Origin of the sequence: Kitasatospora sp. NPDC098663 (genome assembly GCF_044760075.1) — a bacterium.
Lineage (GTDB): Bacteria > Actinomycetota > Actinomycetes > Streptomycetales > Streptomycetaceae > Kitasatospora.
Map to the genome: position 1 here is coordinate 44,350 of NZ_JBIWAP010000048.1, position 23,808 is coordinate 68,157.

Annotated in this window: 18 protein-coding genes; 8 read left to right on the top strand and 10 right to left on the bottom strand. The window is 74.0% G+C overall.

From position 1 onward, the window contains the following. The first annotated feature begins 35 nt into the window (after positions 1–35). Together ACIQVZ_RS35400 and ACIQVZ_RS35405 are read left to right on the top strand one after the other, a co-directional pair. Positions 36–4,628 carry a hypothetical protein gene (locus ACIQVZ_RS35400; protein WP_402455815.1) on the top strand — a complete coding sequence of 1,531 codons (4,593 nt, stop codon included), beginning with the start codon at positions 36–38 and terminating at the stop codon, positions 4,626–4,628. A gap of 10 nt (positions 4,629–4,638) precedes the next feature. Next, positions 4,639–5,403: a metallophosphoesterase gene (locus ACIQVZ_RS35405; protein ID WP_402455817.1), complete on the top strand. Its 765-nt coding sequence runs from the start codon at positions 4,639–4,641 to the stop codon at positions 5,401–5,403. Positions 5,404–5,426: 23 nt separating this feature from the next. Here ACIQVZ_RS35405 and ACIQVZ_RS35410 read toward each other — a convergent pair whose 3' ends face one another. Further along, positions 5,427–5,777, bottom strand: a complete 351-nt coding sequence (locus tag ACIQVZ_RS35410; RefSeq protein WP_350884255.1) for a hypothetical protein — start codon at positions 5,775–5,777, stop codon at positions 5,427–5,429. Positions 5,778–5,951: 174 nt separating this feature from the next. Then, entirely contained in the window at positions 5,952–6,647 is a 696-nt protein-coding gene (locus ACIQVZ_RS35415; RefSeq protein WP_402455819.1) for a FadR/GntR family transcriptional regulator, read from the bottom strand. Positions 6,648–6,813: 166 nt separating this feature from the next. On the opposite strand from ACIQVZ_RS35415, the gene ACIQVZ_RS35420 reads away from it, so the two are divergent. Beyond that, positions 6,814–7,368, top strand: a complete 555-nt coding sequence (locus ACIQVZ_RS35420; protein ID WP_350884259.1) for a gluconokinase — start codon at positions 6,814–6,816, stop codon at positions 7,366–7,368. A gap of 2 nt (positions 7,369–7,370) precedes the next feature. Continuing rightward, positions 7,371–8,759, top strand: coding sequence for a gluconate:H+ symporter (locus ACIQVZ_RS35425; RefSeq protein WP_350884295.1), 1,389 nt, complete (start codon positions 7,371–7,373; stop codon positions 8,757–8,759). A gap of 91 nt (positions 8,760–8,850) precedes the next feature. Here the strand turns inward: ACIQVZ_RS35425 and ACIQVZ_RS35430 are convergent, their stop codons facing one another. Beyond that, positions 8,851–9,471 (bottom strand): TetR/AcrR family transcriptional regulator, encoded by a 621-nt coding sequence (locus tag ACIQVZ_RS35430; RefSeq protein WP_402455821.1) that lies wholly within the window; start codon positions 9,469–9,471, stop codon positions 8,851–8,853. Positions 9,472–9,564: 93 nt separating this feature from the next. Here ACIQVZ_RS35430 and ACIQVZ_RS35435 point away from each other — a divergent pair, with 93 nt between their 5' ends. After that, positions 9,565–10,788, top strand: a complete 1,224-nt coding sequence (locus tag ACIQVZ_RS35435; protein ID WP_350884263.1) for an amidohydrolase family protein — start codon at positions 9,565–9,567, stop codon at positions 10,786–10,788. 92 nt (positions 10,789–10,880) lie between these two features. Here ACIQVZ_RS35435 and ACIQVZ_RS35440 read toward each other — a convergent pair whose 3' ends face one another. From ACIQVZ_RS35440 to mmuM, 5 genes are all read right to left on the bottom strand, one after another. Next, positions 10,881–12,476, bottom strand: a complete 1,596-nt coding sequence (locus tag ACIQVZ_RS35440; protein ID WP_350884265.1) for a glycerol-3-phosphate dehydrogenase/oxidase — start codon at positions 12,474–12,476, stop codon at positions 10,881–10,883. A gap of 173 nt (positions 12,477–12,649) precedes the next feature. After that, complete coding sequence (glpK, locus tag ACIQVZ_RS35445) at positions 12,650–14,170, bottom strand: glycerol kinase GlpK (RefSeq protein WP_350884267.1); 1,521 nt, start codon at positions 14,168–14,170, stop codon at positions 12,650–12,652. 94 nt (positions 14,171–14,264) lie between these two features. After that, positions 14,265–15,002: an MIP/aquaporin family protein gene (locus ACIQVZ_RS35450; RefSeq protein WP_402455824.1), complete on the bottom strand. Its 738-nt coding sequence runs from the start codon at positions 15,000–15,002 to the stop codon at positions 14,265–14,267. 279 nt (positions 15,003–15,281) lie between these two features. Continuing rightward, the gene (locus ACIQVZ_RS35455) at positions 15,282–16,046 is read right to left on the bottom strand and encodes an IclR family transcriptional regulator (RefSeq protein ID WP_350884271.1); all 765 of its coding nucleotides are present in this window, start codon (positions 16,044–16,046) and stop codon (positions 15,282–15,284) included. Between the two features lie 204 nt (positions 16,047–16,250). Beyond that, positions 16,251–17,195, bottom strand: a complete 945-nt coding sequence (gene mmuM / locus ACIQVZ_RS35460) for a homocysteine S-methyltransferase (RefSeq protein WP_402455825.1) — start codon at positions 17,193–17,195, stop codon at positions 16,251–16,253. Positions 17,196–17,356: 161 nt separating this feature from the next. Here mmuM and ACIQVZ_RS35465 point away from each other — a divergent pair, with 161 nt between their 5' ends. Genes ACIQVZ_RS35465 through ACIQVZ_RS35475 form a run of 3 tightly spaced genes read left to right on the top strand, consistent with a single transcriptional unit; the run spans position 17,357 to position 21,020 of the window. Next, on the top strand, positions 17,357–18,259 hold the full coding sequence (locus ACIQVZ_RS35465; protein WP_402455827.1) for an NUDIX hydrolase: 903 nt from the start codon (positions 17,357–17,359) through the stop codon (positions 18,257–18,259). A gap of 33 nt (positions 18,260–18,292) precedes the next feature. Continuing rightward, positions 18,293–18,865, top strand: coding sequence for an NUDIX domain-containing protein (locus tag ACIQVZ_RS35470; RefSeq protein ID WP_402455829.1), 573 nt, complete (start codon positions 18,293–18,295; stop codon positions 18,863–18,865). Between the two features lie 46 nt (positions 18,866–18,911). Next, entirely contained in the window at positions 18,912–21,020 is a 2,109-nt protein-coding gene (locus tag ACIQVZ_RS35475) for an acetoacetate--CoA ligase (RefSeq protein ID WP_402455830.1), read from the top strand. 66 nt (positions 21,021–21,086) lie between these two features. Here the strand turns inward: ACIQVZ_RS35475 and ptsP are convergent, their stop codons facing one another. Further along, positions 21,087–22,757 carry a phosphoenolpyruvate--protein phosphotransferase gene (gene ptsP / locus ACIQVZ_RS35480; protein WP_350884281.1) on the bottom strand — a complete coding sequence of 557 codons (1,671 nt, stop codon included), beginning with the start codon at positions 22,755–22,757 and terminating at the stop codon, positions 21,087–21,089. A gap of 99 nt (positions 22,758–22,856) precedes the next feature. Continuing rightward, on the bottom strand, positions 22,857–23,306 hold the full coding sequence (locus tag ACIQVZ_RS35485) for a PTS glucose transporter subunit IIA (RefSeq protein ID WP_350884283.1): 450 nt from the start codon (positions 23,304–23,306) through the stop codon (positions 22,857–22,859). Between the last annotated feature and the right edge of the window lie 502 nt (positions 23,307–23,808).

The window sequence follows — 23,808 nt, forward strand, 5'->3', positions numbered from 1 at the left end:
CCCCAACCCGACTCGCCCACGGAGAACCGCCGCACATGTACGAGCTCAACCGGGTCCGCCTCTACTCGATCGGACCGGCCGGCGCCCGCTACGCCGACACGGTGCTCGACCTGCGCGGCGTCGGCGAGCCCGTCGCCGACCCGGCCCCGCAGCAGATCGGCCTGTTCGGCGAGGACCCCGAGGGCCCGGTCCGCCGCCCCGCCCCGGCCGGCGTGCTCTTCCTGGAGAACGGCGGCGGCAAGTCCGTCCTGCTCAAGCTGATCTTCTCGGTGATGCTCCCCGGCCACCGCAACACCCTCGGCGGCGCCAGCTCCGGCGTGCTGCGCAAGTTCCTGCTCGCCGACGACTGCGGCCACGTCGCGCTGGAGTGGCAGCACACCGTCACCGGCGAGCTGATCGTGGTCGGCAAGGTCAGCGAGTGGCGCGGCCGCCAGGTCTCCTCCGACCCGCGCAAGTTCGCCGAGACCTGGTACTCCTTCCGCCCCGGCCCCGGCCTCACCCTGGACTCGCTGCCGGTCGCCGAACGGATCAGCCTGGCCGGCGACCAGAAGGCCCGCGGCCGCCGCCGCACCATGAAGGGCTTCCGCGACGCCCTCACCGAGGCCGGCAAGGCCCACCCGCACCTCGACCTGGTCTTCGAGGACGGCCACGACCGCTGGACCGAGCACCTCGGCGAACTCGGCCTCGACCCCGAACTCTTCCGCTACCAGCGCGAGATGAACGCCGACGAGGGCGAGGCCGCCGGACTCTTCGCGGTCAAGCACGACAGCGACTTCACCGACCTGCTGCTGCGCGCCGTCACCGACACCCGGGACACCGACGGCCTCGCCGACCTCGTCCACGGCTTCGCCGCCAAGCTCGGCCGCCGCGCCGAACTCACCGCCGAACGCGACTTCACCGCCGGCTCCCTCGACCTGCTGGAACGCATCGTCGAGGCCACCGGCGCCCGCGAGAGCGTCCGCGAGGCCCACCGCACCGCCGAACGCCGCACCCGCCGCCTCGCCCACGCCCTCACCTCCCGCGCCGCCGCCGAACGCGACCGCGCCCAGGACCTCGCCATCGAGGTCGCCGCCGCCGCGGGCGCCGTCACCGCCGCCGAGGCCGACCGCACCCGGCACACCCTCATCACCGCCGAACTCACCCACCGGCACGCCACCCTGGGCCTCGCCGCGGCCACCGCCGAGGCCGCCGCGCTGCGCCGCGAACTCATCGACGCCCGCACCCTGCACTCCGCCTGGCAGGCCGCCGAGGCCGTCCTGCGCCAGCGCGCCGCCGCCGACCGGGTCACCCGGGTCGCCGCCGCCATCCGCGAGGCCGAACTCGACGCAGCCCCCGCGCTCGCCGCCCGGGCCCGCGCCGCCACCGCCCTGGCCCGCGCCCTGGAGGCCGCCGCCGCGGCCGCCGAAGCCCGCGCCGACACCGAGGAGCAGCGCGCCGGCGAGCTCCAGGACGACGGCGCCAAGGCCCAGTCCGACGCCACCGAGGCCGCCACCGCCGCCCAGAAGGCCCGCAGCGAGGTCGACCACCTGCGCCAGCGCCTCGCCGAGGTCGAGCAGGAGACCGCCGCCGCCGTCGAGGCCGGCTTCATCGACGCCGACGGCGACGTCGACCCGGCCCGTGCCGCCCTGCACGCCGCCGACGTCGAGAAGGCCGCCGGAGCCGCCCTCGCCCAGGCCCGTACGGCCGCCGAGGCCTGCGCCGCCCGGCTGCGCGAGGCCGCCGCCGCCACCGGCCGCGCCGAACTCGCCGCCGAACGCGCCGGCGACGCCCGCACGGCCGCCGCCCGGGCGCTCGCCGCCGAGCAGCGCACCGCCGCCCTGCTCGCCACCGAGCAGCGCCTCTCCGACCTGCTCTCCCTGACCCCCGCACCCACCGACTGGAGCGAGGACGGGTCAGGGGCCGAGGAGGACGCCGGCTTCCTCACCCCCGCCGTCCTCGACCGCAACGCCGAGTACCTGCGCGAACTCCTCGACGAGGCCATCGCCACCGCCGAACGCACCCTGTTCGACCTGCGCACCGCCGCCGCCGACGACTCCCGCATCCTCGCCGCCCTCGGCGACGGCGGACTGCTGCCGCCCGGCCCGGACGTCCTGGCCACCGTCGAGTACCTCGCCGAGCACGGCATCCCCGCCCTGCCGGGCTGGCGCTACCTCGCCCAGTCCGTCGACCCGGCCGACCACGAGGCGATCCTCGCCGCCCGCCCCGAACTCGTCGACGGCGTCGTCGTCACCGACCCCGCCTCGCTGGAGCGGGCCCGCGAGGCCCTGCAGGCCGCCGCCCTGCTGCCCCGCTCCACCGTCGCCGTCGGCGCCGCCGCCTCCCTGACCGCCCCGATCACCGACCAGCCCGCGTTCTTCCTGGTGCCGCCGAACCCGGCCATGCACGACGAGTCCGCCGCCGACGACGAGCGCCGCGAACTGCGCGCCCGGGCGGGCGCCCGCGAGGAGCACATCCGCGAACTCGCCGCCCGCCTCGGTGCCGACCGCGCCCTCGCCGCCCGCCTCGCCTCCTGGCACGCCAGCTGCCCGCCCGGCACCCTCGCCGAACTCGCCGCCGCCGCCGAGGCCGCCCGCGAGCACGCCGAGCAGGCCGCCGCCGCCCTGGCGACCCTGCGTGCCGACCACGACGAGGCCGAGACCGACCACGCCGCCGCGGCCGCCGCCCACGAGGAGCACCGCGAGGCCGCCCAGCGCGCCCGCCGCCGCGCCGACGCCCTCTCCGGCCTCGCCTTCCGGCTGCGCGAGCGCGCCAACTGGGCCCGCCGCCAGCGCGAACTCGCCGAGGACGCCGCCGAGTGCGACCGCCGCCAGGCCGTCTGCGCCGAACGCGCCCGCACCTGCGACGAGGACCGCCGCGCCGCCCAGCGCGCCGCCGACGACGCCCGCCGCACCGCCCGCACCGTGCGCGCCGAACGCGCCGAGATCCCCGCCGCCGAGCAGGCCGACGAGCCCTCCGAGACCGCCCCCGCCGCACTGCCCGCCCTGCGCGAGGCCTACCGCGCCGCCTCCCAGCTGTACGAGAAGGTCGGCGTCGGCGCCGACCTGCGCGCCGAGCAGGCCCGCGCCGAGGGCGACGAGGCCGCCGCCGCGACCGAACTCGACCGCCTCACCAACAAGGTCCGCACCCGCGCCGAGGAACTCCTCGGCAGCCCCGACGGCGCCGACGGCCCGGGCCGCCAGGCCGCGGCCGCCCGCGCCGAGGACCTGGTCGCCACCATCGAGGCCCGCTCCGCCGCCGCCAGCGAGCAGCTCGGACGCCTGCGCGGCGAGGCCGAACGCTCCGCCCCCGCCGACGGCGTGGCGCACACCGAACTGCCCGAGGACCTCGTCCCCGCCGACCCCGAGCACGCCCAGGTCCTGCTGCGCACCGCCACCAGCCGGCTCGCCGAACGCCGGGAGGCCCTGGACGCCGCCCGCACCGCGCACGCCGACCTGCAACGCACCTTCGACGCCGCCCAGTCGGCCGCCGCCGACTTCGACGAACTCGCCGGCCAGCTGCGCGATGGCCTGCGCGAACAGCAGGAGGACGACGGCCAGTCCGTCGAGCCCTACCTCGGCTCGCTGCCGGAGGCGCGCGGCACCGCCGCCGAGGCCCGCCGCGCCCTGCGTACCGCCGCCGGCGAGCTGTCCTCCGCCGAACTCGCCGTCCGCGACGCCTCCGACGCCCTCGTCCGGCACGCCAACGCCGCCCGCTACGAGGCCGTCCGCACTCCCGCCCGCCAGCAGATCCGCGAACTGCCCGCCGCCGCGCTGCCCGAACACGCCGCCGCCTGGGCCGCCGCCTTCGCGCCCCGGCTGCGCGTGCTGACCGACGAACTCGCCCAGCTGGAGCGCAACCGCGGCTCGATCGTCGACCGCCTGCGCGGCCTGGTCGAGTCCTCGCTCACCACCCTGCGCGCCGCCCAGCGGCTCTCCCGGCTGCCCGAGGGCCTGGGGGAGTGGTCCGGCCAGGAGTTCCTGCGGATCCGCTTCGAGGACCCGGACCACGCCACCCTGGTCGAGCGCCTCGGCGAGGTCATCGACGAGGCCACCCGCGCCGCCGTCCGCAAGAACAGCGACCTGCGCCGCGACGGCGTGTCCCTGCTGCTGCGCGGGGTCGCCGCCGCGATCGGCCCGAAGGGCGTCAGCGTCGAGATCCTCAAGCCGGACGCGGTGCTGCGCGCCGAGCGGGTCGGCGTCGGCCAGATGTCCGACGTCTTCTCCGGCGGTCAGCTGCTCACCGCCGCCATCGCGCTGTACTGCACGATGGCCGCGCTGCGCGCCAACGACCGGGGCCAGTCCCAGCTGCGGCACGCCGGCACGCTGTTCCTGGACAACCCGATCGGCCGCGCGAACGCCACCTACCTGCTGGAGCTCCAGCGGGCCGTGGCCGATGCGCTCGGCGTCCAACTGATCTACACCACCGGCCTGTTCGACACCACCGCGCTCGCCGAGTTCCCGCTGGTCATCCGGCTGCGCAACGACGCCGACCTGCGGGCGGGCCTCAAGTACATCTCGGTCGAGGAGCACCTGCGCCCCGGTCTGCCCGCCCCGCAGGACCCGGACGGCCCGGCCGTCCACGGCGAGATCACCGCCACCCGGATGTTCAAGCGTCCGGCCGAGGTTCCGGTGCAGTCCGCAACTGACTAGCGTGGCGTCCATGCTGACGATCGCGCACTTCAGTGACATCCACCTCGGGCAGGAGCACCGCCAGGACGGCGGCGGCCGCGCCCTGCGGCGGGCCGGGCAGGTGATGGCGTACCTCGACGCCCTGCCCGGTCCGCTGGACGCCGTGCTCGTCACCGGGGACCTCGCCGACCACGGCCTGCCCGCCGAGTACGAGCAGGTGGCCAAGGTGCTGGACTGCCGGTACCCGGTGCTCACTTGCCCCGGCAACCACGACCGCCGGGCGCCCTACCGGGAGGCGCTGCTCGGTGAGGCCCCCGCGGACGGCCCGGTCAACCGGCTGCACCGACTGCCCGGCGCCGACGTGCTGATGCTGGACTCCTCGATCCCGGGCCGCGACGACGGCCTGCTGGACGAGGAGACGCTGGCCTGGCTGGACGCCGAACTGGCGGGCGGCCGCGCCGACCTGCCCGCGCTGGTGGCCTTCCACCACCCGCCGGCCGTCCTGCACCTGCCGAACGTCGACCCGATCCGCCAGTTCGGGGAGGAGGCGCTCGGCGCGGTGCTGGCCCGGCACCCCCGGGTGGCCGGCCTGCTCTGCGGCCACTCCCACACCGGCGCCGCCACCACCTTCGCCGGGCTGCCCCTGCTGGTCGCCCCGGGGGTGGTCTCCACCGTCACGCTGCCCTGCGAGGGCGGGCCCGGCATCTCCTTCACCCAGCCGCCGATGCTCGCCTTCCACGTCCTGGACGACACGGGCCGGCTCACCACCCACTACCGGGCCGTCCCGGAGGACTGATGGCGGCGCCGGCCGCGGGCGTCCTACGCGGCCGGCAGCCGCGGCTGGCGCTGCGGCCCGCCGGGCCGGGGGAGCGGCCGGGCGGCCAGCGGGTCGGGCGCCCGGCTGCCCGCCATCGGGTGCGCGGAGCCGGGCGCGCGCTGCCGCTGGGCGGCGACCTGACGCGAGATCAGGATCTCCAGCAGGCACCACATCGTGCCGAACACCCCGAGCCCCATCGCCATCAGCGCCGGCGTCATCAGCCAACTGTCCGCGTACGAGGCGAGCGTGGCGACGACCACGCCGACCAGTGTGAAGGACAGGCAGAGCACCGCCCGGACGGCGGCGGCGCGCACCTCGTCGGGCAGGCGGCGACGGCGGCGTGGCACGGACATCGATCGACCCCCAGGCGCGGACTCGGTGGCGGACACGGGACGGGCGCACGCGAAACGCGCCCCCTTGCCTCACTCTGCCCCGTCGAACCAGGACTATGCGTCCGAATCCACCGAACTGCCGTCAAAGCGCGTGATCCGGGCAGCCGGCAGCGGGCGGCCCGCCGCCGGGGGAGGTCAGCCCAACTGCAGGTTGAGCTCCTCCAGGGCGCCCGCCACGATCGTCCGCATGGCCTGCTCGGCCTGGACGGCGTCCCCCGCGCAGATCGCGTCGGCGACTTCGCGGTGCAGCCGGATCGCGTACGGCTCCGGCTGATGGGGCATCAGATGGTACTCGGTCCGCCCGGTGAGCACCGCCCCCACGGTGTCGCCGAGGTGGGCGAACATCTCGTTGCCGGAGGCGCGCAGCACGGTGGCGTGGAAGTCGATGTCGTGCCGGAGGAAGGTGGCGAGGTCGGCGGCCCGCGCCGAGACGGTCAACTCCACGGCCAGCGATCCGAGTCGGCGCCGGTCGTCGTCGCTCGCGTGCACCGCGGCGAGCGCGGCCGCGGCCGGTTCGACGGCCACTCGCAGCGAGCCGAGCGAGCGCAGCTGGGCCGAGCGGTCCGCGCCGGACAGTCGCCAGCGGATCACCAGCGGGTCGAAGACGTCCCAGAGCGACCTGGGCTGCACGGTGATCCCGACCCGTCGCCGGGACGCCACCAGGCGCATCCCCTCCAGGATCCGCACCGCCTCCCGGACGACCGTCCGGGACACCCCGAACCGCTCCTCCAGCTCCTCGCCGCGCAGCACCGCGCCCTCGGGGATCTCCCCCGACGCGATCGCCGGCCCGAGCTCGTCAAGCAGCCGGCCGGGCAGCCCCTGGATCTCCATCCGCCCAGCGTAGACGCCCGCCCCGCCGCCACCACCGGCGCGTACCGGGTCCCGCGCCCTGCGATCTACCCCACAGCCCAAAAGTATGACGATTTGGTTTCCACCACTTGAATACGTCATATCTTTGAGGCGATAGTGGCGGCCAGGCAACGAAGGAGCACCACCCATGGCTCTCAGCGTCGAGAACCACGACCTCCCGGACACCCCTCTCACCATCGTGGTGATGGGCGTCTCCGGTGTCGGCAAGACCACCCTGGCCCGCCTGCTGGCCGAACGCCTCGACCTCCCCTACGCGGAGGCGGACGACTTCCACCCGGCGGCCAACATCGCCAAGATGTCGGCCGGCATCCCGCTGGACGACGAGGACCGCGCCCCCTGGCTGCGCGCCCTCGGCGCCTGGCTCAAGGAGCGGGCCGAGGACGGCACCGGCGGCGTGGTCACCTGCTCGGCGCTGAAGCACCGCTACCGCGACACCCTGCGCGCGGCCTGCCCGGGCGCCTACTTCCTGCACCTCAGCGGCGGTCACGAGCTGGTCGAGGACCGGCTCGCCCACCGCACCGGCCACTTCATGCCGCCGTCGCTGCTCGACTCGCAGTACGCCGCTCTGGAACCCCTGGGCGCGCACGAGCGCGGCGCCGTCCTGGACGTCGGTCCGTCCCCCGAAGAACTCGTCGAGATGGCCGTGGCGCTGCTGCGGCCGGTCAATGGAGACCTCGCGTGAGTATTGCCCCCACTCTGCTCGCGGCCGCCCCACCGGCCCTGCCGCACACCAGCAGCGACTCCCAGCTGCTGATCGCGGTCCTGCTCAGCATCGGTGTGATCGTCCTACTGATCACCAAGCTGAAGCTGCATCCCTTCCTCGCCCTCACGCTCGGCTCCGGCCTGCTGGCCGCCGTCGCGGGCGCCCCGTTCGACAAGCTGCTCAACAGCTTCTCCACGGGCTTCGGCTCCACCGTGGCCGGCGTCGGCCTGCTGATCGGGCTGGGCGCGATGCTCGGCAAGCTGCTCGCCGACTCCGGCGGCGCCAACATCATCGCGGACACCGTGCTGGCCCGGTCGGGCAACAGGGCGCTGCCCTGGGCGATGGCGCTGATCGCCGCCGTCCTCGGCCTGCCGCTGTTCTTCGAGGTCGGCGTCGTCCTGCTGATCCCGATCGTGCTGCTGGTCGCCCGCCGCGGCAACGTGCCGCTGATGCGGATCGGCATCCCCGCGCTGGCCGGCCTGTCCGTGCTGCACGGCCTGGTGCCCCCGCACCCGGGCCCGCTGGTCGCCGTCGACGCCCTGAAGGCGGACCTCGGCATCACCCTGGCGCTCGGCCTGCTGATCGCCGTGCCCACCCTGATCGTGGCAGGCCCGCTGTTCTCCCGGCTGGCCGAGCGCTGGGTCGGCCCGCTGGAGATCCCGAAGGCCACCGCCCCCGAGGAGAGCGCCAAGCCCGAGCACACCCCGTCCTTCGGCGCGGTGCTGGCGACCATCCTGCTGCCGGTCGTGCTGATGCTCGGCAAGGCCCTGACCGACGTGGTGATCGACAACCCGAAGGCTCTGGGCCAGCGGGTGTTCGACTTCATCGGTTCGCCGCTGATCGCGCTGCTCGCCGCGACCCTGCTCGGCATGCTGACCCTCGGCAAGGCGGCCGGCTTCGACAAGGCGCGGATCTCCGACACCGTCGGCAAGTCGCTCGGCCCGATCGCCGGCATCGTGTTCATCGTCGGCGCCGGCGGTGGCTTCAAGCAGACCCTGATCGACGTGGGCGTCGGCAACGCGGTGAGCGAGTGGTCCGGCAAGTGGCACATCTCGGCGCTGCTGCTCGGCTGGCTGATCGCGGTGCTGATCCGCCTGGCCACCGGCTCGGCGACGGTCGCCACCATCACCGCCGCCGGGATCGTCGCCCCGCTCGCCGCGGACATGTCCTCCACCCACGCGGCCCTGCTGGTCCTGGCGATCGGCGCCGGCTCGCTCTTCCTGTCGCACGTTAACGACGCCGGCTTCTGGCTGGTGAAGGAGTACTTCGGGATGAGCGTCGGGCAGACGCTGAAGTCCTGGTCGGTGATGGAGACGGTGATCTCGGTCGTCGCGATCGCCCTGATCATGCCGCTCAGCCTGATCATCTAGTCCCGACGGCGCCCGGCGCCGCCGCCGACATCCGCCGAGGGGCGGCACCCGTACGGGTGCCGCCCCTCGGGCGTGTCCGACGGACCGGGGCTCAGCCCAGCAGCCCCGACAGCACGGCCGCCGTCGCGTCCAGCAGGTCCTCCGCGGCCGCGCCGCCCGCCGCCGTCCGGGCCAGCAGCCCCTCGCGCGCCGCCAGGATCACCTGGGCGGTCTGCCGGGCGGTGGCGCCCGCCGGCACCAGCTCGGGCAGCGCCCGTTCCAGGACGGCGGCCAGCGCCTGCGCGACCGCACGGTCGTGCTCGGCGACCCGCTCGGCCAGCCCCTCGCTGCGGGCGGCGAGCAGCCGGAACTCCAGGAACAGCAGGATCCACCCGGTCTCGGCCGGCTCGACCCTCAGCAGCGCCTCGACCAGTAGCCGGGCCCGTTCCTGCGGTGCCAGTGCCTCGTCGGCGCCGGCCAGCTTCGCCAGTTCGGCCATCCGGTCGGCCGCCTGGTCGTCGAAGAGCGCCAGCAGCAGGTCCTCCTTGCCGGCGAAGTTCGAGTAGAAGGCGCCGCGGGTGTATCCGGCGGCGGCGCAGACGTCCTCGATGCTGGTCCGCGCGAAGCCGACGGCGAGGAACAGTTCGCCCGCCGCCGCGAGCAGCCGGGCCCGGGTGTGGACGCGGCGGCGGGGCGGTCGGGCGGGGGCGGCATCGGCCGGGGGCGGGTTCACAGAAGCACGATACATGGTGTATTCAGTACGGGACGTATTCAGTACGGCTCGTACTGAATCCATCCCGTACCGAACCGGAGGGGGACCAGCGTCATGAACCGACTGCTGATCACCAACGCCCACCTGCTCCACCCCGAGGACGGCACCCGCACCGAGGAGCCCGGCTGGCTGGAGACCGCCGACGGCCGGATCGCCGCCACCGGCACCGGCCGCCCGACCGCCGCGGGCGACGGCGTCCAGGTCCTCGATGCCGGCGGCGCCACCGTCCTGCCCGGCCTGATCGACGCCCACGTCCACCTGCTGGTCACCACCCTCGACCCGCACGACGTCGCCGACTGGACCCCCGGCTACGCGACCGTCCGCGCCCTCGCCGAGGCCGAACGCATGCTGCGCCGCGGTTTCACCACCGTCCGTGACGTCGGCGGCGCCGACCACGGCATGGCCCGCGCCCTGGACGAGGGCCTCGCACTCGGCCCCCGCCTGCTCCACGGCGGCAAGGCGCTCTCCCAGACCGGCGGCCACGGAGACCTGCGTCCGCTCGGCGACGACGCCCTGCCGTGCTGCGAATCCCGCCCGAACTTCGGCCGGATCGCGGACGGCGTGGACGCCGTCCGCGCCGCCGCCCGGGACGAGTTCCGCAAGGGCGCCCGGCACCTCAAGGTGCTGCTCTCCGGCGGCGTCGCCTCCCCGCACGACGAGATCGCCGCCGTCCAGTACAGCGAGGAGGAGATCCGCGCGGCCGTCGAGGAGGCCGAGAACCACAACCGCTACGTCACCGTGCACGCCTACCACCCGCGCGCCATCGACCGCGCCCTGCGCGCCGGGGTGCGCTGCGTCGAGCACGGCAACCTGCTGGACGACGGCACGATCGCGCTGCTCCTGGAGAAGGACGCCTTCCTGGTCCCCACCCTCGTCGCCTACGAGCAGACCGCGAAGCTCGGCGCCCGCTCCGGCCTCCCGGCGGCCTCCCTCGGCAAGCTCGCCGAGGTCCGCGACCAGGGCTTGGCCGCCCTCGAACGCGCCCACCGCGCGGGCGTCAACCTGGTCTACGGCAGCGACCTGCTCGGCCCCCTCCACCCGGCCCAGTTGGAGGAGTTCACGATCCGCGGCCAGGTCCAGCCCGCCGCCGACGTGCTCCGCTCGGCCACCACGACCGCCGCCCGCCTGCTCGGCCTGGAGGGCCGGATCGGCACCCTCGCCCCGGGCGCCCACGCCGACCTCCTCCTCGTCGACGGTGACCCACTGGCCGACCTCACCGTCCTCACCCGCCCCGACCGCCACCTCCGCCACGTCATCAAGGCGGGCACGCCGGTCTGAGCGGCCGACCGGGCGAGCCGGGCGCACGAAGGGCGGGCACCCGGAGAACCCGGGTGCCCGCCCTCGGCGACGCCGCGCCTGCTCGGCTGCGCCTACTTGGTCCCGCGCTTCGCGAGGAAGGCCTCGACCTCGTCCCGGATCTCCGGCGTGTCCAGCCCGCGCACGGTCATCGTGGTGCGGCGCCGCAGCACGTCGTCCGCCGTGTACGCCCACTCGCTCTCGGCCGCGTAGGCGACCTGCGCCCAGACGTCCGGGCCGTCCTCGTGGATCGGCCGGCCCAGCTCCGGGTTCTCGTCGATCATGCGGGCGATCTCGAAGGACAGCGTGCCGTAGTGGCTGGCCAGGTGCTTGGCCACCAGCGGCTCCATCCGGGAGCCCGGGTCGCGGTCGATCAGCAGCCGGTGCGCGACGGCGTTCGGCGCGCCGACGCCCGGCAGCGGCACGGTCGCCGCGATCGGGGACATGTCCTCGCCGAGGCTGGTGCCGGGCACGTGCGCCAGCTTCTCCAGCACGGTGCGGCCGATGTGGCGGTAGGTGGTCCACTTGCCGCCGGCGACCGACAGCATGCCGCCCTTGCCCTCGGTGACGACCGTCTCGCGCTTGGCGGCGGCGGTGTCGCCCGGGCCGCCGGGCAGCACCCGCAGGCCGGCGAAGGAGTAGGTGATCAGGTCGCGGTCGAGGTGCTCGTCGCGGATCGCGTGCGCGGCCTCGCCCATGATCTGGTCGATGTCCGCCTCGGTGGCCCGGACGTCCTTCGGGTCGCCGGTGTACTCCTCGTCGGTGGTGCCGAGCAGGACGTGGTCCTCCCACGGGATGGCGAAGGAGACGCGGTACTTGTCGATCGGGATGGTCAGCGCGGCGCGCCACGGCGAGCGGCGCTTGACGACGACGTGCGCGCCCTTGGAGAGGCGGATCGACGGCGCGGCGCCGGCGTCCTCCATCTTGCGCAGGTGGTCCACCCACGGGCCGGTGGCGTTGAGCACCAGGCGGGCGTCGATGCCGAACTCGGTGCCGTCCAGGCGGTCGCGCAGCTCGGCGCCGGTGACCCGGCCGGCGGTGAAGCGCAGGCCGGTGACCTCGGCGTGGTTGAGCACCACGGCGCCGGCGTCGACGGCGGCGCGCACGGTCATCACGGCGACGCGCGAGTCGTTCATCTGGTGGTCGCCGTAGACGGCCACCGAGCGCAGGCCCTCGGTGCGCAGCGCGGGCACCTGCTGGGCGGCGTGCGCGGCGGTGGAGACCCGGCCCATGCCGTCGCGGAAGGCGGACAGCGCGGAGTACAGGAAGACGCCGGCGCCGAGCTTGGGCGCGCTGTGCGGGCCGCCCTTGTAGACGGGCACGAAGAAGGTCAGCGGGTTGACCAGGTGCGGTGCGACGTCGGTGGCGAGCGCGCGGCGCTCCTTGTGGTTCTCGGCGACGAGCTTGACCGCGCCGGTCTGCAGGTAGCGCAGACCGCCGTGGACGAGCTTGGAGGAGGCGCTGGAGGTGGCGCCGGCGAAGTCGCCGCCGTCGACCATGGCGACCTTGAGTCCGGCCTGGGAGGCGGTCCAGGCGACGGCCGTGCCGAGGATGCCGCCCCCGATCACCAGCAGGTCGTAGGTGGCCTTGCCGAGCAGCTCACGGGTCTCGGCGCGGGAGGCGGTGCGGCCGGCGGTGCGCTCGGCGCCCAGGGTCGGGATGGTTGCCATGGTGGTTGTGTACGGCGCGCGGGTCAGGCGGCGCCGTTACTCCTCTCGTGTGCGGTGCGGCCTCTGCTGAGAGGCCGGTCGGCCCGGTGCGGCGGGCCGGTGAAACGCGGTGACACCCGCTGCCGGAACGGCGGGCGGCCGGCCGGGGCTCGGGGCCCCGACCGGCTTGTCGGTCAGTCGATCTCTTCTTCCTCCACCCAGCCCATGGTGCGCTCCACGGCCTTGAGCCACTTCTTGTACTCGCGCTCCCGAGTGGCCTCGTCCATGCGCGGGGTCCATTCGGCGGCGCGGTGCCAGTTGGCGCGCAGGGTGTCGAGGTCGGTCCAGAAGCCGACGGCGAGTCCGGCGGCGTAGGCGGCGCCGAGGGCGGTGGTCTCGGCCACGTACGGGCGCTCGACCGGGGCGTCCAGGACGTCGGCGATGTTCTGCATGAGCAGGTTGTTGCTGGTCATGCCGCCGTCGACCTTGAGGGCGGTGAGCTCGACGCCGGAGTCCTTCTGCATGGCGTCGACGACCTCGCGGGTCTGCCAGGCGGTGGCCTCCAGGACCGCCCGGGCCAGGTGGCCCTTGGTGACGTACCGGGTCAGGCCGGCGATCACGCCGCGGGCGTCGGAGCGCCAGTACGGGGCGAACAGGCCGGAGAAGGCCGGGACGAAGTAGGCGCCGCCGTTGTCCTCGACGGTGTTGGCGAGGGTCTCGATCTCGGCGGCGGTGGAGATGATGCCGAGCTGGTCGCGCAGCCACTGGACGAGCGAGCCGGTGACGGCGATCGAGCCTTCCAGGGCGTAGACCGGGGCCTGGTCTCCGATCCGGTAGCCGACGGTGGTCAGCAGGCCGTGGTACGAGTTGACGATCTTCTCGCCGGTGTTGAGCAGCAGGAAGGTGCCGGTGCCGTAGGTGGACTTGGCCTCGCCCTCGTCGAAGCAGGTCTGGCCGAACAGCGCGGCCTGCTGGTCGCCGAGCGCGGAGGCGACCGGGACGCCGGCCAGGTCGCCGACGGCCTCGCCGTAGACCTCGGCGGAGGAGCGGATCTCCGGCAGGACGGCCATCGGCACGCCCATCGACTCGGCGATCTTGTCGTCCCACTGCAGGGTGTGCAGGTTCATCAGCATGGTGCGGCTGGCGTTGGTGACGTCGGTGACGTGCTTGCCGCCGTCGACACCGCCGGTGAGGTTCCAGATCACCCAGGTGTCCATGGTGCCGAACAGGATGTCGCCGGCCTCGGCGCGCTCGCGCAGGCCCTCGACGTTGTCCAGCAGCCAGCGGATCTTCGGGCCGGCGAAGTAGCTGGCGAGCGGGAGGCCGGTCTCGCGGCGGAAGCGGTCCTGGCCGACGTTGCGGCCGAGCTCGCGGCAGAGGCCCTCGGTGCGGGTGTCCTGCCACACGAGCGCGTTGTGGACCGGCTCGCCGGTGTTCTTGTCCCACAGGACGGTGGTCTCGCGCTGGTTGGTGATGCCGATCGCGCGGATGTCGTCCTTGGTCAGGCCGGCCTTCTCCAGCGCGCCGCGGACGACCGACTGCACCCGGGTCCAGATCTCGGCGGCGTCGTGCTCGACGTAGCCGGGCTGCGGGAAGATCTGCCGGTGCTCCTGCTGGTCGACGGCGACGATCCGGCCGTCGGCGCCGAAGATGATGCAACGGCTGGAGGTGGTGCCCTGGTCGATCGCGGCGATGTAGTTGCCAGTGGAGGTCATCAGAGGGTCCTCGGCTCGGGATTCGGGGGTTACGGGGTGGGTGGGCCCGACACAGTGGTCGGTCCCCGTGCTCGGCGGGTTCGAACCCGGCCCGTCAGAACATCGCGTTGTACAGACCGCCGGCCAGTGCGCCGCCGATCAGCGGGCCGACGACCGGCACCCAGGCGTACGACCAGTCGGAGCCGCCCTTGTTCGGGATGGGCAGCAGCGAGTGCACGATGCGCGGGCCGAGGTCGCGGACCGGGTTGATCGCGTAGCCGGTGGGGCCGCCCAGCGAGAGGCCGATGCCGACGACCGTGAGGGCCACGATCAGGGTGCTGAGGCCGCCCGCGGCCAGACCGTCGTTCTTGCCGAGGGTGAGGATCGCCATGCAGAGGATGAAGGTGCCGATGACCTCGGTGACGACGTTCTGGATCGGGTTCCGGATCTCGGGCCCGGTCGAGAAGATGCCGAGGGTGGGCTCCTCGTTGGCCTGGAACTGGCCGAGGTAGGTGAGCCAGACCAGCACGGCGCCGATCATCGCGCCGATGAGCTGGGAGCCGAGGTAGAGCGGCACCTGGCTCCAGTCTCCGCTCTTGATGGCGAGCGCGACGGTGACGGCCGGGTTGAGGTGGGCGCCGGACTTCGGAGCCGAGATGTACGCGGCGATCAGGACCGCGAAGCCCCAGCCGAAGGTGATCGCCAGCCAGCCGGCGTTGAGGGCCTTCGACTTCTTGAGGGTCACGGCGGCGCAGACGCCGCCACCGAGAAGTATCAGGGCGGCGGTGCCGAGGGTTTCGCCGACGAAGACGTCGCCGTTGGAGAACGCGGACACAAAGACTCCCTTGTCCATATGGCCCGGAGGTGGGGTGGGGGCGGCCGGCCGATCGTTGTGCGGGTGAGCGCATCGGGGGAGTGATCTTCCCGGCCATCGTTCGACAATGTCGACCGTTATGCGGAAGCTTCCTCCCCTGGTTGCCCTCACGTCAAGGCAGGGTTACGGAGCTGTGACCCTTCCCCCGAAGTTACCCAGCGGAGCGGGACAAACCGGGTCAAAACGCCAAGGCGCGGACAGGCCGATGCCCGTCCGCGCCTCAGCGTGACGATGTGGCCGCCGGTGCGGCCTCGGGTTTCAGAAGCGCCCGGCGCCCAGATCGCGGGAGATCGCCCGTGCCGCGCTGCGCACCGAGGCCACCAGCGACGGCTTCACGAAGCCGTCCTCGCAGACCCGCTCCACCGGGCCGCTGATGCACACCGCGCCCACCGGGTTGCGCCGCCGGTCCTGGATCAGCGCGCCGATCGAGGCCACGCCCTCCCAGGTCTCCTCGATCGAGTCCGTCCAGCCGCGCTCGCGGATCAGCGCGCACTCGGCGTCCACGTCGGCCGCCTCGGTCAGCGTGCGCAGGGTGTACGACTCGTACGGCCCGTCGCCCAACTCGCCGCGCGCGACCGGGTCGTAGGCCAGCAGCACCTTGCCCAGCGCGGTGCTGTGCAGCGGCTGCATCGAGCCGACCTCCAGCACCTGCCGGGTGTCGTCCGGCCGGAAGACGTGGTGTACGACCAGCACGCCCTGCTGGTGCAGCACCCCCAGGTAGACGGTCTCGCCGGCCGCCCGGGCCAGGTCGTCCGCCCAGACCAGCGCCCGCGCCCGCAGCTCGTGCACGTCCAGGTAGCTCTGTCCCAGCCGCAGCAGTTCGGCGCCCAGCTGGTACTTGCCGCTCTCCGCGTCCTGCTCGACGAACCCCTCCTGCTGGAGCGTGCGCAGGATGCCGTGCGCGGTGCCCTTGGCGAGGTCCAGCGACGTCGCGACCTCGGACAGGCCCAGGCGGCGCTCACCGCCGGCCAGCAGGCGCAAGATCGCGGCGGCCCGGGAGAGCGACTGGATCGGGCCGGGCATGGGGACCTCCGCGCTGACAGGCGGTCGACATTGTCGACCGCAGTGGTAACGGGACGAGTCTGCCAGGCCGTCGCCGGTCCGTGCACCTTCCCCCTCGGTAACCCGCGCTCGGCCGTTTGTTAACCTCCGCCGCTCGCCGACCCGCCTGCGCCGCTCACGCCCGGACGTCCCTCACCCCGGACGTCCCTCGCCCGCCGACGTCCCTCACTCCTCGATGCCGCCGGAGCGCCCCCGCCGCACCGCGACCTCCGCCGCCAGCGCGGCGATCCCGTCCGGCCCCACCCGGCAGCAGCCGCCCACCAGCCGTGCGCCGCCCGCCAGCCAGCCGCCCACCCGGGCCGAGCGGAACGTCGGCTCGCCGCGCCAGTCCCGGCGCGCGGCGTCCCACTCCTCCCCGCTGTTCGGGTACACCACCACCGGCTTGCCGGTCACCTCGGCCGCCAGCGCCACCGCCCGGTCCGCGTCCTGCGGGGTGCAGCAGTTCACGCCCACCGCCAGCACCTCGTCCACCCCGGCCGCCAGCGCGAACGCCTCCGCCAGCGGCTGGCCCGCCCTGGTCCGGTCGCCCGCCACGCTGAACGACAGCCAGGCCGGCACTCCCAGCCCGCGCACCAGCTCCAGCAGCGCCCGCGCCTCGTCCGCGTCCGGCACCGTCTCCAGCGCCAGCACGTCCGGCCCGGCCGCCGCCAGCGCCTCCAGGCGCGGCCGGTGGAAGGCCACCAGCTCCGCGGTGCTCAGCCCGTACCGGCCCCGGTACTCCGAGCCGTCCGCCAGCACCGCCCCGTACGGCCCCACCGACGCCGCCACCCAGCGCCGCCGCCCGCCCGGCTCGGCCCGCGCCGCCTCCCGGGCCAGCTCCACGCTGCGCGCCAGCAGCCGCGAGGCCTGGGCCCGGCCCGTTCCGCGCCGGGCGAAGCCCTCGAAGCTCGCCTGGTAGCTCGCCGTGATGGCGACGTCCGCCCCGGCCGCGAAGTACGCCCGGTGCGCCGCCACCACCGCCTCCGGCGCGTCCGCCAGCAGCCGCGCCGACCACAGCTCGTCGAGGAGCTCGTGCCCGGCCGCCGCCAGCTGGTTCGACATCCCGCCGTCCAGCACCAGCGGACCGGCCGCCAGCGCCGCGGCGAAGTCCGGCGGGGGAGCAGTGGGCATGGGGCCTCCTCGGGCGCGGTCGTTCCTGGTCACAGCCTAGAAGCCGGGCTCCCCCGCGGACCCGGAAAACCATTTGCCGCTGGGGAACGGAATCGCTACGTTGTGCTCAGCCGGAGAACGACAGCACCCCGTACGGCGGCGAGCGCGGAGAGGAGCCGGTGATGGAAGCGGACGACCCGTCCACCCCGCCCCCGACCACGCCCGCGAGCGAGCAGGAGTGGCTCGCCGCCTACGACCCGCGCGCCTACGCCCCGATCGCCGTCACCGTCGACGTGGTCGCCCTGACCTTGCGCCACGGCGGCCTGCACGTCCTGCTCGTCCAGCGCGGCGCCCCGCCCCACCAGGGCTGCTGGGCCCTGCCCGGCGGCTTCCTGCGCGCCGGAGAGGAGAGCCTGGACGAGGCCGCCGCCCGCGAACTCGCCGAGGAGACCGGCCTGCTCGGCGGCTCCGAGGTCGAGGCCGCGCTCTGCCGCGTCCACCTCGAACAGCTCGGCACCTACGGCGCCCCCGAGCGCGATCCGCGCATGCACGTCGTCTCCGTCGCCTACCTCGCCTTCGCCCCCGACCTGCCCGACCCGCAGGCCGGCACGGACGCCGCAGCCGCCACCTGGCACCCCGTCGCCGACCTCGACCTGGGCACACGGCCCTGCGGCCGACCCGGAACCGCCGGTGCGCCCGCCGACACCCACGGGGGTGGTGTCGGCGGGCCCACCGGCCAGTCCTCCCGCACGCTCGCCTTCGACCACGCGCGCATCCTCGCCGACGGCCTCGACCGCGTCCGGGCCAAACTCGAGTACAGCCCGCTCGCCACCGCCTTCCTGCCCTACGACTTCACCATCCCCGACCTGCGCGCCGTCTACGAGGCCGTCTGGGACGAGAAGCTCCACCCCGGCAACTTCCACCGCAAGGTCCTCTCCGTCCCCGGCTTCGTCGAGAGCACCGGCGCCACCACCGCCCGCGGCGGCGCCCGCGGCGGCCCCCGGGCCCGCACCTACCACGCCGGCGACGCCAGCCTCCTGCACCCCGCCCTGCTCCGCCCCACCCGCGACGGCGAGCTCCGCTGACGGCAGCCGCGCGCACCCGGCTACCATCCGGCCATGACCACTGACGACCCGACACACACGGTCAACCAGCCGTTCTCCCACTGCCACTTCTGCGGCACGCCCTACCCGGTCGGCACGGACCGCTGGCCCCGCACCTGTCCCGGCTGCGCCGAGATCAGCTACCGCAACCCGCTGCCCGTCGTGGTCACCCTCCTCCCGGTCACCCGCCCCGACGCCGACCCCACCCTCGTCGTCATCCGCCGCACCATCGAGCCCGGCTACGGCGAACTCGCCTTCCCCGGCGGTTACGTGGACTACGGCGAGAGCTGGCAGCAGGCGTGCGTGCGCGAACTGTGCGAGGAGACCGGCATCCTGGCCGACGCCGCCGACATCACCCTGGTCGCCACCGACTCCGACGCCAGGGGCGGCTTCCTCTGCCTCTTCGGCCTGCTCCCGGCCCGCCCGCTCGCCGCCCTCCCGCCTTCGCGCCCCACCGACGAGACCGACGGCTGGCAGCTCGCCGCCCCCGACACCCCGCTCGCCTTCCCCTTCCACACCCGGGTCTCCCGCTCCTGGTTCGGCGGCGAGTTCGGCGGCGAGTCCAGCGGCGGGATCTTCGGCCGCTGACCGGCCCGGCACCCACCGGGCGGACCCTGGCGCAGCGGCCGCTCGCATGGCATGGTCTGCACCGACAGCCCAACCGGACGGGCCTGCCACAAGCACTCCCGTCCCCACCACCGGCCGGGAGACCACCACCGTGAGCACCCCACCCCAGGACCAACCGCTCTGGCGCCCCAACCCCGCTCGCGCCGCAGCCACCAGCCTGGTGGCCTTCCAGGCCTGGGCCGCCGAACACCACGGCGCCCCGGCCGCCCCGCTCGCCCCGGCCGCCGACGACCAGCAGGCCGCCCAGCGCTACGCCGACCTGCACGCCTGGTCCACCGCCGACCTCGACCGCTTCTGGACCGCGATCACCCAGTGGTTCGACGTCCGCTTCACCCAGGCCCCCGAGGCCGTCCTCGCCGACCCCGCCATGCCCGGCGCCCGCTGGTTCCCCGGCGCCCGCCTCAACTACGCCGAACACGCCCTGCGCGCCGCCGGGGACCCGGCCAACGCCGACCGCCCGGCCGTCCTGCACCTCGACGAGACCACCGAGCAGCCGGCCGTCCTCACCTGGTCCGAACTGCGCTGCCAGGTCGGCTCGTTGGCCGCTGCCCTGCGCGCCCGGGGCATCGGCCCCGGCGACCGCGTCAGCGCCTACCTGCCCAACATCCCGCAGGCCGCCGTCGCCCTCCTCGCCACCGCCGCCGTCGGCGCGATCTGGACGAGCTGCGCCCCCGACTTCGGCGCCCGCAGCGTCCTGGACCGCCTCCAGCAGATCGAACCCGCCGTCCTCTTCGCCGTCGACGGCTACCACTACGGTGGCAAGGACCACGACCGCACCGAGGTCGTCGCCGAACTGCGCCGCGAACTCCCCACCCTGCGCACCGTCGTCCACGTCCCGCTGCTCGGCGCCCCCGCCCCCGAGGGCGCCCTGTACTGGGACGACCTGGTCGCCGACGACGTCGAGCCGGTCTACGAGGCCGTCCCCTTCGACCACCCGCTCTGGGTGCTCTACTCCTCCGGTACCACCGGCCTGCCCAAGGCCATCGTCCAGAGCCAGGGCGGCATCCTGCTCGAACACCTCAAGCAGGCCGGCCTCCACCTCGACCTCGGCCCCCGGGACCGCTTCCTCTGGTACACCTCCACCGGCTGGATGATGTGGAACTTCCTGCTGGCCGGCCTCCTGGTCGGGGCCACGATCGTCACCTACGACGGAAGCCCGGGTCACCCCGACACCGGCGCCCTCTGGTCGGTCGCCGCCCGCACCCGCGCCACCGTCCTCGGCACCTCCGCCGCCTACGTGATCGCCGGCCGCAAGGCCGAGCTGCACCCCGGCCGCGACCTCGACCTCTCCGCCGTCCGCTGCATCGGCACCACCGGCTCCCCGCTCCCGCCCGACGGCTTCCGCTGGATCTACGAGGAGGTCAAGGAGGACGTCTGGCTCGCCTCCGTCAGCGGCGGCACCGACGTCTGCTCCTGCTTCGTCGGCGGCGTCCCCACCCTGCCCGTCCACCTCGGCGAGATCCAGGCCCCCTGCCTCGGCGCCGCCGTCGAGTCCTGGGACGTCCAGGGCCACCCGCACACCGACACCGTCGGCGAACTCGTCGTCACCAAGCCCATCCCGTCGATGCCCACCGGCTTCTGGAACGACCCCGAGGGCACCCGGTACCACGACAGCTACTTCGACGTGTACCCCGGCGTCTGGCGCCACGGCGACTGGATCACCGTCACCTCCCGCGGCACCGTCGTCATCCACGGCCGCTCCGACTCCACGCTCAACCGCCAGGGCGTCCGGATGGGCTCCTCGGACATCTACGAGGTCGTCGAGCGCCTTCCCGAGATCGCCGAATCCCTGGTCATCGGCCTGGAGGAGCCCGACGGCGGCTACTGGATGCCGCTGTTCGTCGTCCTCGCCCCCGGCGCCGAGCTCGGCGAGGGGCTGATCGGCCGCATCCGCACCTCGCTGCGCACCGAGCTCTCCCCGCGCCACGTCCCCGACGAGGTCATCGCGGTGCGCGGCCTCCCGCACACCCTCACCGGCAAGCGCATCGAGGTCCCGGTCAAGTGGATCCTCTCCGGCACCCCGCTGGAGCAGGCCGTCAACCCCGGCTCCGTCGACGACATCGACCACCTGCGCTTCTTCGAGCAGCTCCGCCGCGACCGGCAGAGCCCCGCCTGACCGGAAACGCCGAAGGGGTGCTCCCACCGACCCGGTGGGAGCACCCCTTCCTGCTGTTCGCCTGTCCTACTCGCCCGACAGCACCTGCTGCGCGGCGGCCCGCGCCTCCTCGGCGCTGTCCGTCGCCCGGGCCGCCTCGGCCGCCCGGCGGCACTGCGCCAGCGTGTACTTGGCCAGCGTCGACCGCACGTAGGGGATCGAGGCCGAGCCCATCGAGAGGCTGGTGACGCCCAGACCGGTCAGCACCACGGCCAGCAGCGGGTCGGCGGCCGCCTCACCGCAGACGCCGCAGCTCTTGCCGGTCGCCTGCGCCGCCTCGGCGGCCGCGGCGATCAGGTCCAGCAGCGCCGGCTGCCACGGGTCCTGCAGCCGGGCCAGCGCGCCCACCTGACGGTCGGCGGCGAAGGTGTACTGCGCGAGGTCGTTGGTCCCCAGCGACAGGAACTCGACCTCCTGGAGGATCGACCGGGCCCGCAGCGCGGCCGACGGGATCTCCACCATCGCGCCGAACTTGGCCTCCAGCCCCGCCTCGCGGCACGCCTGGGCGAAGTCCTTGGCGTCCTTGCGGTCGGCCACCATCGGGGCCATCACCTCAAGGTGCACCGGCAGGCCCTCGGCGGCCCTGGCCAGCGCCCGCAGCTGCGTCCGCAGCACCTCCGGGTGCTCCAGCAGGGTGCGCAGACCGCGCACGCCCAGCGCCGGGTTCGGCTCGTCGGCCGGGGTGAGGAAGTCCAGCGGCTTGTCCGCGCCCGCGTCCAGCGCCCGGACCACGACCCGGCCCTCCGGGAACGCCTCCAGCACCTTGCGGTACGCCTCGACCTGCTTGGCCTCGGTGGGCGCCTTCGCGGAGTCGTCCAGGAAGAGGAACTCGGTCCGGAACAGGCCGACGCCCTCGGCGCCGTTCTCCAGCGCGGCCGGCACGTCCGCCGGGCCGCCCACGTTGGCCAGCAGCGGCACGCGGTGCCCGTCCGAGGTCTGCCCCGGGCCGGAGGACGCGGCCAGCGCGGCCTTGCGCTGGGCGGCGACCGCCCGCAGCTCGTCCTGCTTCTCCTGCGAGGGCTCCAGCAGCACGTCACCGGAGCTGCCGTCCACGGCGACGACGGTGCCCTCGGCGACGTCCGTCGCAGCGGGCAGCGCGACCACGGCCGGCACGCCCAACGCCCGCGCCAGGATGGCGCTGTGGCTGGTCGGCCCGCCCTCCTCGGTCACGAAGCCGAGCACCAGCGTCGGGTCGAGCAGCGCGGTGTCGGCCGGCGCCAGATCCCGCGCGAACAGCACGTACGGCTCGTCGCTGTCCGGCACGCCCGGCATCGGCACGCCCAGCAGCCGGGCCACGATGCGGTTGCGGACGTCGTCCAGGTCGGCGACCCGCCCGGCCAGGTAGTCGCCGGCGGAGGCGAGCAGTGCCCGGTAGGCGGCGAAGGCGTCGTACACACCGCGCTCGGCGCTGCTGCCGACGGCGATCCGGCGGGACACGTCGGCCATCAGTTCCGGATCCTGCGCCATCAGCGCCTGGGCCTCCAGGACGGCCTGCGCCTCGCCACCGGCCAGGTTGCCGCGGGCGATCAGGTCCGCGGCGACCGCCTCGACGGCGGCCTGGGCACGGGCCTGCTCGCGGGGGGCGTCCTCGGTCGGGATCTGGGTGGCCGGGGGCTCCAGCACCGCCGTCCCCATGTGCCGCACCTGGCCGATCGCGACCCCGTGGCTGACACCCACGCCGCGCAGCGTCTTCTTCATGTCACCTGTCTCCGCTGAGAGGAGCGGCCCCGCCGGGAACCGCTGTGTGCCGGGCCGCCCCGACAACTCCTGCGGGGCGGGTGTGTGCAAAGTAAGAGGTCAGCTCCAGCTGAACAGGGCCTCGCCGGAGACGGCGTCGCCGTCCTCCCGCAGGTCGCCGAGCGAGTCGGGGTTCGCCTCCAGCGCCACGATCGGCGAGATGGGCGACTTGCCCGCGGCCTCGACGGCGGCCGGGTCCCACTTGATGACGGCCTGACCGCGGGTCACCGTGTCGCCCTTGTTGACCAGCAGCTCGAAGCCCTCGCCGTTCAGCTGCACGGTGTCGATCCCCAGGTGGGTCAGTACACCGTGGCCCTCGGCGTCCACCACGACGAACGCGTGCGGGTGCATGGAGACGACGACGCCGTCCACCGGAGCGACCGCCTCGGTCGGCCGGCGCTCCGGGTCGATCGCGGTGCCGGGGCCGACCATCGCGCCGGAGAACACCGGGTCGGGCACGCCGGCCAGCCCGACGACCTTGCCGGTCAGCGGCGACGTCACAGTGGTCATGGTTCTGCCTCCCAAGTGAGCGGTACAGCGAGCGGCCGCGAGCAGCGGCAGGACGATCGACTGAAGCCTAAATCATGTCAACTTCGGACATCTGTTGACATTCCCGGGCGAAGACCCACGCCCAGCCCGGCTCGTCGTCCGGCGGCTCACCGACCGTTTAGTGGTCTAGTCCTCTTAGTCGATGCGCCGCACTCTACAGGCATCTTGGCGAATCGGGACCATTGCTGTATATGCTCGCGAGAGCAACAAATCATGCCGCCGACCGGGTGACACCGGGAGCGCCCCGATTCGCACTCCGGCGGGTGACCCGCTATGGTTGGCCGAGTCGCCACGACCTGGCGGTTAACACCAGATTTCAGATGCGAAAACCTCCGGTAAACGGAGCGGAAAACATCTGGTAAGCTGGGAACACGAAAGAACGAAGCGCCCGGAGGGCCCGCTGGAAGGCGGTCCGAAGGAAGTGTCCGTTCCTTGAGAACTCAACAGCGTGCCAAAAGTCAAC

Coding starts and splice junctions, on each gene's coding strand:
- ACIQVZ_RS35470 (WP_402455829.1), top strand. CDS start 18,293: ATGACCACTGACGACCCGACACACACGGTCAACCAGCCGTTCTCCCAC.
- ACIQVZ_RS35400 (WP_402455815.1), top strand. CDS start 36: ATGTACGAGCTCAACCGGGTCCGCCTCTACTCGATCGGACCGGCCGGC.
- ACIQVZ_RS35435 (WP_350884263.1), top strand. CDS start 9,565: ATGAACCGACTGCTGATCACCAACGCCCACCTGCTCCACCCCGAGGAC.
- glpK (WP_350884267.1), bottom strand. CDS start 14,170: ATGACCTCCACTGGCAACTACATCGCCGCGATCGACCAGGGCACCACC.
- ACIQVZ_RS35415 (WP_402455819.1), bottom strand. CDS start 6,647: ATGGAGATCCAGGGGCTGCCCGGCCGGCTGCTTGACGAGCTCGGGCCG.
- ACIQVZ_RS35420 (WP_350884259.1), top strand. CDS start 6,814: ATGGCTCTCAGCGTCGAGAACCACGACCTCCCGGACACCCCTCTCACC.
- ACIQVZ_RS35455 (WP_350884271.1), bottom strand. CDS start 16,046: ATGCCCGGCCCGATCCAGTCGCTCTCCCGGGCCGCCGCGATCTTGCGC.
- ACIQVZ_RS35475 (WP_402455830.1), top strand. CDS start 18,912: ATGGCATGGTCTGCACCGACAGCCCAACCGGACGGGCCTGCCACAAGC.
- ACIQVZ_RS35440 (WP_350884265.1), bottom strand. CDS start 12,476: ATGGCAACCATCCCGACCCTGGGCGCCGAGCGCACCGCCGGCCGCACC.
- ptsP (WP_350884281.1), bottom strand. CDS start 22,757: ATGAAGAAGACGCTGCGCGGCGTGGGTGTCAGCCACGGGGTCGCGATC.
- ACIQVZ_RS35410 (WP_350884255.1), bottom strand. CDS start 5,777: ATGTCCGTGCCACGCCGCCGTCGCCGCCTGCCCGACGAGGTGCGCGCC.
- mmuM (WP_402455825.1), bottom strand. CDS start 17,195: ATGCCCACTGCTCCCCCGCCGGACTTCGCCGCGGCGCTGGCGGCCGGT.
- ACIQVZ_RS35465 (WP_402455827.1), top strand. CDS start 17,357: ATGGAAGCGGACGACCCGTCCACCCCGCCCCCGACCACGCCCGCGAGC.
- ACIQVZ_RS35405 (WP_402455817.1), top strand. CDS start 4,639: ATGCTGACGATCGCGCACTTCAGTGACATCCACCTCGGGCAGGAGCAC.
- ACIQVZ_RS35485 (WP_350884283.1), bottom strand. CDS start 23,306: ATGACCACTGTGACGTCGCCGCTGACCGGCAAGGTCGTCGGGCTGGCC.
- ACIQVZ_RS35450 (WP_402455824.1), bottom strand. CDS start 15,002: ATGGACAAGGGAGTCTTTGTGTCCGCGTTCTCCAACGGCGACGTCTTC.